The organism is Futiania mangrovi (assembly GCF_024158125.1).
Taxonomy (GTDB): Bacteria; Pseudomonadota; Alphaproteobacteria; order Futianiales; family Futianiaceae; genus Futiania; species Futiania mangrovi.
This window is the reverse complement of record NZ_JAMZFT010000003.1, coordinates 380465-392913: the sequence shown is the minus strand read 5'-3', so window position 1 is coordinate 392913 and position 12449 is coordinate 380465. Positions and strand designations below refer to the sequence as shown.

13 protein-coding genes are annotated in these 12449 nt (G+C 69.7%); 8 read left to right on the top strand and 5 right to left on the bottom strand.

Annotation, left to right across the window (positions count from 1 at the left end):
* Positions 1 to 4: 4 nt before the first annotated feature.
* Complete coding sequence (gene groES / locus NJQ99_RS14620) at positions 5 to 319, bottom strand: co-chaperone GroES (RefSeq protein WP_269333610.1); 315 nt, start codon at positions 317 to 319, stop codon at positions 5 to 7.
* 287 nt (positions 320 to 606) lie between these two features.
* Between groES and NJQ99_RS14615 the strand changes: the two genes are divergently transcribed.
* From NJQ99_RS14615 to NJQ99_RS14605, 3 genes are all read left to right on the top strand, one after another.
* On the top strand, positions 607 to 1965 hold the full coding sequence (locus NJQ99_RS14615) for an aspartate aminotransferase family protein (protein ID WP_269333609.1): 1359 nt from the start codon (positions 607 to 609) through the stop codon (positions 1963 to 1965).
* Positions 1966 to 2170: 205 nt separating this feature from the next.
* On the top strand, positions 2171 to 5023 hold the full coding sequence (locus NJQ99_RS14610; RefSeq protein WP_269333608.1) for an EAL domain-containing protein: 2853 nt from the start codon (positions 2171 to 2173) through the stop codon (positions 5021 to 5023).
* A 60-nt stretch (positions 5024 to 5083) separates the two neighbouring features.
* On the top strand, positions 5084 to 5977 hold the full coding sequence (locus tag NJQ99_RS14605; RefSeq protein ID WP_269333607.1) for a TIGR01459 family HAD-type hydrolase: 894 nt from the start codon (positions 5084 to 5086) through the stop codon (positions 5975 to 5977).
* 3 nt (positions 5978 to 5980) lie between these two features.
* On the opposite strand, the gene NJQ99_RS14600 is transcribed toward NJQ99_RS14605, so the two are convergent.
* Both NJQ99_RS14600 and NJQ99_RS14595 read right to left on the bottom strand, forming a co-directional pair.
* The gene (locus NJQ99_RS14600; protein WP_269333606.1) at positions 5981 to 6652 is read right to left on the bottom strand and encodes a protein phosphatase CheZ; all 672 of its coding nucleotides are present in this window, start codon (positions 6650 to 6652) and stop codon (positions 5981 to 5983) included.
* Complete coding sequence (locus NJQ99_RS14595; RefSeq protein ID WP_269333605.1) at positions 6630 to 7016, bottom strand: response regulator; 387 nt, start codon at positions 7014 to 7016, stop codon at positions 6630 to 6632. Before NJQ99_RS14595 ends, NJQ99_RS14600 begins: the two co-directional genes overlap by 23 nt.
* A 128-nt stretch (positions 7017 to 7144) precedes the next feature.
* Between NJQ99_RS14595 and NJQ99_RS14590 the strand changes: the two genes are divergently transcribed.
* Positions 7145 to 7570, top strand: coding sequence for a MaoC family dehydratase (locus NJQ99_RS14590; protein ID WP_269333604.1), 426 nt, complete (start codon positions 7145 to 7147; stop codon positions 7568 to 7570).
* On the opposite strand, the gene NJQ99_RS14585 is transcribed toward NJQ99_RS14590, so the two are convergent.
* Complete coding sequence (locus NJQ99_RS14585; protein ID WP_269333603.1) at positions 7571 to 8593, bottom strand: NAD(P)/FAD-dependent oxidoreductase; 1023 nt, start codon at positions 8591 to 8593, stop codon at positions 7571 to 7573. It abuts the gene before it with no gap.
* Between the two features lie 128 nt (positions 8594 to 8721).
* Here NJQ99_RS14585 and NJQ99_RS14580 point away from each other — a divergent pair, with 128 nt between their 5' ends.
* The 3 genes from NJQ99_RS14580 (at position 8722) to NJQ99_RS14570 (ending at position 11477) form a co-directional block, all read left to right on the top strand.
* Positions 8722 to 9168, top strand: a complete 447-nt coding sequence (locus NJQ99_RS14580; RefSeq protein WP_269333602.1) for a YcgN family cysteine cluster protein — start codon at positions 8722 to 8724, stop codon at positions 9166 to 9168.
* A gap of 91 nt (positions 9169 to 9259) precedes the next feature.
* Entirely contained in the window at positions 9260 to 10345 is a 1086-nt protein-coding gene (locus tag NJQ99_RS14575; RefSeq protein ID WP_269333601.1) for a threonine aldolase family protein, read from the top strand.
* A gap of 1 nt (position 10346) precedes the next feature.
* On the top strand, positions 10347 to 11477 hold the full coding sequence (locus NJQ99_RS14570; RefSeq protein WP_269333600.1) for an FAD-dependent oxidoreductase: 1131 nt from the start codon (positions 10347 to 10349) through the stop codon (positions 11475 to 11477).
* Positions 11478 to 11489: 12 nt separating this feature from the next.
* On the opposite strand, the gene NJQ99_RS14565 is transcribed toward NJQ99_RS14570, so the two are convergent.
* On the bottom strand, positions 11490 to 11930 hold the full coding sequence (locus tag NJQ99_RS14565) for a VOC family protein (RefSeq protein WP_269333599.1): 441 nt from the start codon (positions 11928 to 11930) through the stop codon (positions 11490 to 11492).
* A 79-nt stretch (positions 11931 to 12009) separates the two neighbouring features.
* Here NJQ99_RS14565 and NJQ99_RS14560 point away from each other — a divergent pair, with 79 nt between their 5' ends.
* Positions 12010 to 12444 (top strand): nucleoside deaminase, encoded by a 435-nt coding sequence (locus tag NJQ99_RS14560; RefSeq protein WP_269333658.1) that lies wholly within the window; start codon positions 12010 to 12012, stop codon positions 12442 to 12444.
* The last annotated feature ends 5 nt before the right edge of the window (positions 12445 to 12449 follow it).

The window sequence follows — 12449 nt, the reverse complement described above, 5'->3', positions numbered from 1 at the left end:
AGGCTCAGGCCGCCTTCTTCGCCTTGTCGCCACCTTCGATGATGCCGAGGATGTCGGCTTCCTTCATGATCAGCAGCTCTTCGCCGTCGACCTTCACCTCGGTGCCGGACCACTTGCCGAACAGAACGCGGTCGCCGGCCTTGACGTCGAGCGCGCGCACCGAGCCGTCCTCGCGGACCTGGCCGCTGCCCACGGCGACGATCTCGCCTTCCTGCGGCTTCTCCTTCGCGGTGTCCGGAATGATGATTCCGCCGGCGGTCTTGGTGTCGCTTTCGATGCGCCGGACCAGAACCCGGTCGTGCAACGGACGGAAAGCCATGATGAGCCTCCTTCGAGATGATCGCATTGACTGCGCTTGTTGATGCCCTGTTAGCACTCCCTCACGGTGAGTGCCAACGTCGTCCGCGGAGTTAAGGAGCGCGGCAAAAACCGTCAAGAGGGGATTTGTGAGAAAATCGCTTTCCGGCGCACACGGCAGGGCCGCGCGGGGGCCGGTCTTGCCCGGCGGTGCGGTCACTGGTGAGGCCGCGCGCGCTCTGATAACCTGATCGCAACGAGGATGATACCCCTGCATGCCCGTGCGGGGATGAGAGGGAGACCCAGGGGATGCTGGACAAGGACATGGCGGACGCGCGCAGCGGGGGCGGCACCGTGCCGAACGACCTGGAGGCGCTGTGGCTGCCCTTCACCCCGAACCGGCAGTTCAAGCGCGAGCCGCGCATGATCTCGCGCGCGAAGGACATGCACTTCTACACGCCCGAGGGGCGCGCGATCCTGGACGCGACGGCGGGCCTCTGGTGCTCCAACGCCGGCCATTGCCGCGAGCCGATCGTGCGCGCGATCCAGGAACAGGCGGCGGAACTGGATTTCTCGCCGTCGTTCCAGTTCGCCCATCCGAAGGGGTTCGAGGTTGCGAGCCGGATCGCGCAGCTTGCGCCCGGCGACCTCGACCACGTGTTCTTCGCCAATTCGGGCTCTGAAGCCGCGGACACCGCGCTGAAGATCGCGCTCGCCTACCAGCGGTCGCGCGGCGAAGGGACGCGCGTGCGCCTGATCGGGCGGGAACGGGGCTATCACGGTACGGGCTTCGGCGGCATCAGCGTCGGCGGCATGCCGAACAACCGCAAGTTCTTCGGCCCGCTGCTCGCCGGTGCCGACCATCTGCCGCACACCCACCTGCCCGAGAACCGTTTCACGCGCGGAGAGCCGGAGCATGGCGCGCACCTGGCCGACCGGCTGGAGGACCTGGTGGCGCTGCACGATGCGTCCACCATCGCCGCGGTGATCGTTGAACCGTTCGCGGGCTCGACCGGCGTGCTGCCGCCGCCGAAAGGCTATCTCAAGCGGCTGCGGGAGATCTGCGACAAGCACGGCATCGTGCTGATCTTCGACGAGGTCATCACCGGCTTCGGCCGCATGGGCACGGCGTTCGGCGCGGAATACTGGGGCGTTCAGCCCGACATCATGACGTTCGCCAAGGGCGTGACGAGCGGCACGGTCCCGATGGGCGGCGTCGTGGTGCGCAAGCACATCTACGAGGCGTTCCAGACCGGGGCCGACCACGCCATCGACCTGTTCCACGGCTATACCTACACGGCGCATCCGCTGGCCTGCGCTGCGGCGCTGGCGAGTCTGGACGTCTATCGCGACGAGGGCCTGTTCGAGCGGGCGGGCCAGATGGCGAAGGTGCTGGAGGATGCGATCCACACGCTGAAGGGCCACCCGCTGGTCGCCGACATTCGCAATTGCGGGCTGGCCGCGGCGGTCGACATCGTGCCGCAACCGGGCAGCCCGGGCCTGCGCGGCTTCGAGTCCATGAAGCGCGGCTATTTCGACCACGACATCATGTTGCGCATCACCGCCGACACCATCGCCGTCTCGCCTCCCTTCATCGTGACGGAGGACCAGATCGGCCAGTCGGTCGAAGCGATCCGCGCGATCCTGACGTCGCTCGACGGAGGCTGAGACAAAGGGGGCGATACAAGGACCCCCGGCGCCATGACTTGCCCAGCGTGTTAACCCGGTTGCGCCACCATTGGTTAACCGTATCGCAAGACCTCGCGGCGATGCTGGTGCCGGGACAGGTCTGCCGCCTTCGCGGCGGACCCATGCCCGCCGGTCTCAGAAAGCGGCCGGCCGAGGGTTCGAGCAAGGGGCAGAGTCGAGCGTCATGGTTCCGGTCTCCCACGGAGTATTCATCGTTCTGAACGCCATCATCGCAGGCGCCGTCGCGGCGCTGGCGCACTGGATGGGCGGGTCGGGTGCAGCGGCCTTCGCGGTGTTTCTTGCCGCGTTCGCGCTGGCCTGCCTCGTGCAGTCGGTCCTGAGCGCACGCAGCCAGGTGCGCACCTTGCGCCGGCGCGTCGCCGCGCAGGACGAGCTGCTGACGGCGTTCAAGAAGGAATTCAAGGTCACGCGCACGCTGCTCAACCAACTGGCAGACTCGCTGGAGGACGTGATCCGTCAGCGCGACCTGCCGAGCGCACCCGCCGAGCCGGTCGCCCGCGCCGACGCCGGACCGGCCGCCCAGCCGCGCATGCCCCGGCAGGAGCGTCCCTCCGGCATGGCCGCAGCCGAACCCGCACCCGCCGTGACCCGCGAGACCGCCCGCGCCGAAGTCCCGGTCGGCGGCATGCAGACGCCGACAGCGACGTCGAACCTCGACGCCATGCTCTCGCTCGACGAGGGCGCGGGCTGGTCCAGCCCTGCGCCTGCCGCACCGCAGGCCTTTCATGACGAAGCGGAGGAAGAAACGCGGCTCGTCGCCGGCGGCGGAGCCCGCTATGGCATGACCGCGCCGCGCAGCCGCACGGCGCCGGAGCGCACGGCACCCGCGCAGGCCGCGCCCGCAGTCCCTGCGTTCGACGATGACTTCGACGACGATTTCGGCGGCGATCTGCTCGACGATCCGACCGAGCAGGTGCCGCCGATGGAAACCCCTTCGCTGGCCTCCGCGCTGCGCGAAACCGCCGAGGAACTTCAGGCCGAACGGGGCCAGCCCGACCGTGGCGGCCCGGCCCGTGTCGATCCCTTCGCCTTCCTCGACGAGCCGGAGGCCGCCGCCGCACCCGCGGCCGACCACCGGGCAAGCCGGGATGCGCTGGCCTCCATCCTCGACGAACTGGAGCGCGAGGATGACGCCGTCATCCTGACGCGCACGCCGCCACCGCAGGCGCCTGCGCCGGAGGCCGAGGCTCCGCGAGCGACTGCACCGCAAACGCCCGCACCGCGCGCCCAGGCCCCGCGCGCACCGCAGGCGCCCGCACCCCAGCCGGAAAGGGCGCTTGCGCCGCAGCCCGTGCAACAGCCGCCGCGGCAGGCGGCAAGCCCGGCCCGCGAGGTCCCGGTTGCAGCGCCCGCACCCCAGCCGCCGCTGGAGGGCGAGGCAGCCGGACTGCGCAGCCGCATCGCGTCGGCGCTCAACCGGCCCGCACGCGCCGAGGAATCCGCGCAGAGCTTCGCGGCCGAGCCCGTCCGGTCCGCTGCGTTCGAGTCCGTCGAGGACGAACCGCGCGACAGCACTCTGGGCCTGCCGCTCGATTTCGATGCGGAGGACGACGGCGACTTCGTTGACGTGACCGCCCACTATTCGGGCCGCGAGCTCGATCTCGACATGCTGGCCGCGACACCCGCGGCGGAGGTTCCTGCCGAGGCCGGGCCGCAGGCGGGCACGCCCGCACCGCAGCCGCAGCCGGCCGCGCAGGCGCCCCAGCCCTTCGAGACAACGGCTGACGAGGAGCCTGCATCAGACACGCTGGCGCCGTCCCTCAGCGCATGGATGCAGGGCATCGAGAGCCAGAACGGCGCCGAGAAGCCGGCTCTGCGCTCGGCCACCGAGGAGTGGACCGACACGCCGGACAGTGCGTCTGCCTGGGATGACAGTGCCTGGGATGCGCCGGACTCCGATTCCTATGCCGGCGACGAGACGGTCTATGCGGGCGAACCGCAGCAGACCCCGGCCGCATCCGCCGTGCCCACCCCGGCGCCGGCTGCCCTGCCGAGCCTGGGCGAGGTGCTGGGCGCGCCTGCGGAAGAGAGCGCGACATTCGACGAGGACGACCTGCCGGTCGAAGGCGTGCGCCGGACGGCGAGCGCGTTCGGACGCCGCGGCCGCCCGGCTGCGCCGCCGGCGGCATCCGCACAAGCGCCTGCGCAGAACGCACCCGCTCCCCAGGCGACCGCCCAAGAGCGCGTACCCGCACAGCCGGTATCCGCGCCGCAGCCGCCACGGAAGCAGGTGGAGCCGAAGACGCCGGCTGCGCCGCCGCAGATCCGTCTCGACGTGATCGACACGCTCAACTGGGCGATCAGCCAGAACGCCGTCGACCTGTTCCTGCAGCCGGTCATCAAGGTGCCGGAGCGCAAGGTGCATTATTTCGAAGGCTTCAGCCGCGTGCGTGCGCCCGACGGGCAGTACTTGATGCCCGATCGCTACCTGAAGCCCGCGGCCGAGTCGGGCCTGATCGGCACGATCGACAACCTGATGCTGTCGCGCTGCATGCAGCTCGTGCGCGCGATGAAGCGCGCGGGCCGCGACATCGGCGTGTTCTGCAACATCTCGGGCAACACGCTGAAGGACGAGGTGTTCTTCGAGGAATTCCTGACCTTCATGCGCGAGAACCGCGATCTCGCCCGCTCGGTCATCTTCGAGATGACGCAGGCGACCGTGAAGGAGGCTGGCGAGGAGGAGTGGGAGCGCGTGCGCGAGCTTGTCCGCCTCGGCTTCCCGCTCTCCATGGACAATGTCTCGGACTGGGTGATCGACTTCGGCCTGCTGGCCCGCCGCGGCTTCCGCTTCATCAAGGTGGATGCGGCGACCGCGCTGCGCGGCATGGCCGACAATGGCGCGATGATCCGCCCGAACGAACTGCGCGACAAGCTGCACCAGCGCGGCATCTCGCTCATCGTCGAAAAGATCGAGGACGAGGACACGTTCAAGCGGGTGCTCGCCTGCCACGTGGACTATGCCCAGGGCTATCTGTTCGGTGCGCCCGAGAGGATCGACGAGGGCGAGCTGGGCTGATCCCGGCTTCCGCCCGACACACTTGACGAGGCATGGGGCGCAAGGGTCTATGTGCGCCCCATGACCATTTCCGAACACCCTTCCTCCACCCCATTTGCCGTTCCCGCGCTGACGGGCATCGCCAGCCTTGCGGGTCGCTACGACGCGCTTGTCTGCGATCTCTGGGGCGTCGTGCACGACGGCATCGCGCCCCATGAGAGCGCGGTCGACGCGCTGATCCGCTTCCGTGCCGGCGGGGGACGTGTGGTGCTCCTGTCGAACGCACCGCGGCCGCGCGGCTCGGTGGCGGCGCAGCTTGCCCGCATCGGCGTGGACCGGGGCGCGTGGGACGCCATCGTCTCTTCCGGCGACCTTACCCGCGCCGAGCTTGCAGTGCGGCCGGGCGCGCAGGTTCACCACATCGGACCGGACCGCGACCTCGCGATCTTCGAAGGCCTCGACGTCGCGCTCGTCCGGCTGGAGGAGGCGCAGGCGCTCGTCTGCTCCGGCCTCGACGACGACGAGGCGGAAGGGCCCGAAGACTACCGCGACAGGCTGGAGGCCGCGCTCGCGCGCAAGCTGCCGATGCTGTGCGCGAACCCCGACCGGCGCGTGATGCGCGGCGACCGCGTCGTCTATTGCGCAGGCGCGATCGCCGAGCTTTACGAGCGCATGGGCGGTGAGGTGGCCTGGCTCGGCAAGCCCTATCCCAAGGCTTACGCGATGGTGGAAGAGGTGCTGGCCGAATTGCCCGGGGGGACCGTTCCCCGTGCGCGCCTGCTCGCCATCGGCGACGGCCTGCACACCGACATTGCGGGCGCGCGGGATGCGGGCATCGACGCGGTGCTCGTCACCGGCGGCCTGCATGCCGAGGAGTTCGGCGGCGCGGAGACGCCCGACGCGGCGCGCGTGGCGCGGGCATGCGCGGACATCGGCGCGCGGCCGCTGGGCTTTCTTGCCCGGCTTGCGTGGTAGCGCCTAGCCCAGCAGGGCGTCGACCTGTGCCTGGCTCACCCCGTCGCCGTCAAGCGCGGGGCCGTTCAGGAGGGAAACCCTTGCGGCGGTCCCGGCAGAAGGTGCGGAAGGTACGTGCGGGGCGGGCGCATCCCCGCTCTCGGACGTGACGCGGACCAGATCCGTCAGGCGGCTGTCGATGTGGTCGAGCGTCTCGATGACCTTGGCGATGCGCTGTCCGGTGATGTCCTGGAAGGAGCAGGCCTCGAAGATTTCCGTCACCTTGGCGTCGATCAGGGCGCGGTAGTCGTCCACCGTCTCGGCCCGGGCGTTCATCAGGGCTTCGGCGGCTTCCATGATCGCATGGGTCGCCTGCTCGGTCTGCGACACGATGGCGGTCAGTTCGCGGCCGGCGCGGGGTAGCTGTTCCTCCTTCAGGTCGCGCGGCTGAAGCGCTAGAATTTCCGCCTTCGCGCGCGCCACATAGTCCGCCATGTCCCGGAATTCGGCATAGAGGCGCGTGTCGAGGCCGCCGAGGAAGGCTTGCAGCGAGCCGATCAGTACCTCCGCGATGCCCGCCACCTCGGCCACGGAGACCGGTGCGGCGCGGTTGGCGCGCAGATGGTCCGCCAGCGCCGCGACGTGGTCGCGCAGCACGTGGCCGGTGGCTGTCTCAGCCCTCGCCGAGGACGGCATGGATCTTCGCCTTGAGCGTCGCCGCGTTGAACGGCTTGACGATGTAGTTGGAGACGCCGGCCTGCTTGGCGGCAATGACGTTGTCGGCCTTGCTCTCGGCCGTCACCATGATGAAGGGAAGGCGCGTCAGCGCGGCCTCGGCGCGCACTGCCTTGAGCAGGTCCAGGCCGGTCATGGGCGCCATGTTCCAGTCGGAAATGACGAGGCCGAAGGGACGGGTCTTCAGCTTCTCCAGCGCCTCGGAGCCGTCGGACGCCTCGTCCACGTTCTCGAACCCGATCTGCTTCAGCAGGTTGCGGATGATCCGCACCATCGTGCGGTAATCGTCCACCACCAGGATCGGCAGGGAGGTATCTACGGTCATTCTTGTCCCGTCGCGTCTGGATGCCGGTCAAATCCTGTGCGAAAGGTTACGGAGCGCCGCTTGAAGAAACGGTTAAGCCTGTTGCGGGCTGGCGCTGCGCGAAACGCCAGATCGAAGGGGCAGGGAACATGAGCGGCGGCTGGTTCATCGAGGACATGAAGGTCGGTCAGAGCGCCGACTATGTGCGCACGGTCACGGCGGAGGACATCGAGGCATTCGCCCGCGTCTCCGGCGACACGAACCCGGTGCACCTCGACGAGGAGTACGCCAAGGCGACGCCATTCGGCGGGCGCATCGCGCACGGCATGCTGTCGGGGGCGTTCATCTCCACCATTCTCGGCACGAAGCTGCCCGGGCCGGGCACGATCTACCTCGGCCAGACGCTGAAGTTCCGCGCTCCCATCCGCATCGGCGACGAGGTGACGGCGCGCTGCACGGTGCGCGAGATCGTGGCGGAGAAGCGCCGCGTGGTCATGGACTGCGTCTGCCTTGTCGGCGGCAAGCCGGTGACCGAGGGCGAGGCGACCGTGATGGTGCCCTCGCGCAACGCCTGATCAGGCCGCGCCTGGTACGCCCTTCGTGGTCGAATATTCGAAGTGCAGCGCCTCGCCCGGATGGACGAGCGGATGGATGGCGTGCGCGGCGGACGCCGCCTCGGCGAAGCCCGTGAGGATCAGCTTCAGCTTGTGCGGATAGGTTGCGATGTCGCCGACCGCGAAGATGCCGGGCACATTGGTCTCGGCCGTCGCCTGGTCGATCAGCACGTGGTTGCGCTCGAGCCCGAGACCCCAATCCGCGATCGGTCCCAGCGTCATGGCAAGGCCGTAGAAGGGCAGGAGTACATCGGCCACGAGCCGCCGCTCCTCGCCCGCCAGATCCTTCACGATCACGGTGTCGAGCGTTCCGTTCTCCCCCTCCAGACGGGAAAGCTGGAAGGGCACGACCATCTCCACCTTGCCGGCTTCGGCGAGGCCGCGCAGGCGGCTGACCATTTCCGGCGCGGCGCGGAACTTGTCGCGCCTGTGGACGATGGCGACATGGGCAGCGACCTCGGCCAGCGACACCGCCCAATCGACCGCGGAATCGCCGCCGCCAGCGACGACGACGCGCTTGCCCGCGAAATCCGCCCGGCGGGTGACGAAATAGCGCACCGCACCCGTCGCCTCAAAGGTCTCGAGGTCGTTCAGCGGCGGACGGTTCGGGCCGAACGCGCCCGCGCCCGCCGCGACGATCACAGCCCGCGCTGCAATCCGCGCGCCCGCGTTGGTCGCGGCAAGGAAGCCGCCGCCGGCCTGCTTCTCCAGCGCGACGACCTGCTGGCCGAGATGATAGACGGGCTCGAACGGCGCGGCCTGGGCCACGAGTTCGTCGACCAGCGCACCCGCCTCGATCCGCGGATAGCCCGGAATGTCGTAGATCGGCTTCTCGGGATAGAGCGCTGTGCACTGGCCGCCTGCGGCGTCGAGTGCGTCCACCACATGGCAGCGCATGCCGAGCATGCCGCACTGGAAGATCGCGAACAGGCCCACCGGGCCTGCGCCCACGATCAGCACGTCGGTCGTGTGGGTATCGCTCATGCCGCGCGGGCTCCCTTGCGTTGCCGCCACCTGATGCCTTGGCGGTTATAGGGTTCCGCGCCGTCCTGTCCAAGGGGGCGCGCGCCGGGGCTTACGCAGCGGGGTCCCGATGGGGTAGGTGAGGGCGCATGACCACGAACGAGCCCTTCTGGCGGACGAAGCGCCTCGGCGAGATGACGCGCGCGGAGTGGGAGTCGCTCTGCGACGGCTGCGCCAAGTGCTGCCTCGTCAAGCTGGAGGACGAGGACACGGGCGAGATCGCCTACACGCGCCTTGCCTGCCGCCTGCTCGACATCGCCGCGTGCCGCTGCACGGACTACGCCAACCGTGCCCGCCGGGTGCCGGGGTGCGTGGTGCTGACGCCGGAGAAGATCGGCGACCTCTCCTGGATGCCGTCGACGTGCGCCTACCGGCTGCTGTCGGAGGGCAGGAACCTGCCGGACTGGCACCCGCTGGTGACGGGCGACCCCGAGAGCGTGCATCGCGCCGGCGCGAGCGTGCGCGGGCGCGTGCGCAGCGAACGCGGCGTGCCCGAGCACCGGCTTGCCCGCTATGTCGACGAGAGCCTGGGCTGAGGCGCAGGCGCCTCCCGCATGGCAGGCGCGAACCGGGGCGCGGTTGACACTGGCGCCACCGGTCCTGTGTTCTGAAGCGGCATGGATGCGCATGAGCCGTCATGCCGTGGCTGTTTTCCCGGTCTCCGGAGGGTGCGTCCCCTTGTTCTTTGCGAGCGACAATTCGAGCGGGGTGGCCCCGCAGATCCTCGACGCCATCGTGGCCGCGAACGCGGGCTACACGTCCGGCTATGGCGCCGACGCGCTGACGAAGCGGGTCGAGGCGCGCCTGTCGGAGATGTTCGAGCGCGAGGTGACGGCATTTCTGGTCGCGACGGGGTCGTCCGCGAACGGGCTGGCGCTGTCGGTACTGACGCCGCCCTACGGTGTCGTCTATTGCCACGACCACGCACACATCCAGGTGGACGAGGCGGGCGCGCCGGAGTTCTACACCGGTGGCGCGAAACTCTGGCCGCTGCCGGGTGAGGCGGGGCGGATCGACCCGGCCGCGCTCGACCATGTTCTGACCTATCTGCAGCGCGGCAACGTCCATAATCCGCAGCCGGCGGTACTGTCGCTGACCCAGGTGACGGAGTGGGGCACGGTCTATTCGCTCGACCGGATCCGCGCGCTCACCGACCGGGCGAAAGCCGCCGGCATGGCCGTCCACATGGACGGCGCGCGCTTTGCGAACGCGGTCGCCGCACTCGGCTGCACGCCCGCGGAGATGACGTGGAAGGCGGGTGTCGACGCGGTCGTCGTCGGCGGCACCAAGAACGGCTGCATGGGGGTCGAGGCGGTCGTCTTCTTCGACAAGACGAAGGCGGCGGACTTCGCCTTCCGGCGCAAGCGGGGCGGGCACCTGTTCTCCAAGATGCGGTTCCTGGCGGCGCAGATGGACGCCTATCTCGAAGGCGGCCTGTGGCAGGACCTCGCCACGACGGCGAACGCGCGCGCGGCCCGGCTGGCCCGGGGCCTGGAGGGGGCGGGCGTGCGCTTCGCCGCGCCGGTCGAGGCGAACGAGGTCTTCGCGCTCATGGAGCAGAAGGAGGCCGACGCCCTGCGCGCCGCGGGCGCGGTCTTCTACGACTGGCCGTTCGGGGCGAAGGTGCGCCGCTTCGTCACGTCCTTCGCCACGCGGGAGGAGGATGTGGATGCGCTCGTCGCCGAGGTGCGCAGGATGAGGAAGGCTGCCTGACATGCGCGCGATCGTCATCGGTGCAGGGATCATGGGGCTGTCCGCTGCGCGCGCGCTGATCCAGCGCGGCGCCGAGGTGACTGTGCTGGAGCAGGCGGCCAGCGTGCCGAACGAGGCGGGCTCCTCCGTCGACGAAAGCCGGCTCATCCGCTACCCCTATGGCGCGGAAGCGGGCTACACGGCCATGGTGGAGGACGCCTTCGCCGCCTGGGACCGGGTGTGGCAGGACATCGGCCGCACGCACTACACCGAGCGCGGCACGCTCTGCCTCTCGTTCGAGGACGGGGACTGGACGCACCGCGCCGAGGGCCTCATGTGCGACCGCGGCATCACCTATTCGCGCCGCACGGGGCCGGAGCTGGAGGGGCTCTATCCCCAGTTCGACATGGGCGACATCCACGCCGCCTTCACGACGCCGACCGGCGGCATCCTGGAGGCGCGGGAGATCGTGGCGGACCTCGCGCGCTGGGTGGCCAAGCGCGCCCGCATCCGGATGGGCGCACAGGTGACGGACCTCGATCCGGGCAAGGGCACGGTGACGTTGGCGGGCGAGGGCACGCTCTCCGCCGACTCGCTGGTGATCGCTTGCGGGCCGTGGGCCGCAAAGCTGCTGCCGTCGCTCGCGCCGCGTGCCATCCCCTCCCGCCAGGTCAGCGTCTGGCTGCAGGTACCTGACGCGTGGCGCGACGAGTGGGCGCGCGCGCCGCTGCTGATCGACATCGCCCCGGGCAGGGGTTTCTACGCCGTGCCGCCGAACGCGCAGGGGCAGATCAAGCTCGGCGACCACAGCTTTGCGATGACCGGCGATCCGGACGCCGACCGTGCAGCGGCAGAGGCCGAGGTGGAGGCGATCCTCGCGCTCGCCCGCCAGCGCATCCGCGACTTTGGCAGCTATCGCGTGACGGCGTCGAAGGCATGCTTCTACACGGTCGCGCCGGAGGAACGCTTCGTGGTCGAGCCCCTGGGCGAAAAGGCCTGGGTGATGGCCGGCTTCTCCGGCCACGGCTTCAAGTTCGGCCCGCTGCTGGGCGAGGCGGTTGCCGCCGCGTTCCACGGGGCAGCGGACGCGGACGCCATCCCCCGCTGGGCGGCGGGGGAGGCGGTCGCGATGCCGTTTGCGCCGGGCGCGTGAGGGCGCAGAACCTCACCAGCTTCCGGTGTTCTCCATGCTCGCCCACGGCTCGGCCTTGGGCAGGGCGTCGCCCTTCTGGAGCAGCTCGATCGAGATTCCGTCGGGGGAACGCACGAACGCCATGCGCCCGTCGCGCGGCGGGCGGTTGATCGTGACGCCGCCGTCCATCAGGCGCTGGCAGGCCGCGTAGATGTCGTCGACCTCATAGGCGAGGTGGCCGAAATTGCGCCCGCCGCCATAGGTTTCCGGATCCCAGTTGTAGGTCAGCTCGACCATGGGCGCGCGGTTCTGCTTCGCCGCCTCGACATCCTCGGGCGCGGCAAGGAAGATGAGGGTGAAGCGGCCGGCCTCGGACTCCTTGCGCATCACCTCGGCAAGGCCAAGCTTGTTGCAGAAGAAGTCGAGCGTCTTGTCGACGTCCGACACGCGGATCATGGTGTGCAGGTAGCGCATGAGAACTCCTCCGGTGGATTCGGATGACAAGCTAGGCATGGAGGCGCACGCTGGCCACCCCTGGACAGGCGGAACGGGCATGCGGGCCGCGTTCGCGCAAGCCGAGGCCGCGGGCGCGCGGGGCGAGGTGCCCGTGGGCGCGGCAATCGTCGACCCCGCGACGCGGGAGGTGATCGCCGCCGACGGCAACCGCACGCTCGAACTGAAGGATCCGACGGCGCACGCGGAGATGCTGGCGATCCGCGCGGCCGCCGCGAAACTGGGGTCGGAGCGGCTGGCCGGGCACGACCTCTACGTAACGCTCGAGCCGTGCCCGATGTGCGCGGGCGCGATCTCGTTCGCCCGCATCGCGCGCGTCTATTATGGCGCGGAGGACCCCAAGGGCGGCGGGGTCGACCACGGCCCCCGCGTCTTCTCCCACCCGACCTGCCATCACGTGCCGGAGGTTTATGGCGGCATCGGCGCGCTGCGGGCCGCCGACCTGCTGCGGTCGTTCTTTTCCGGGAAACGCTGAGTTCG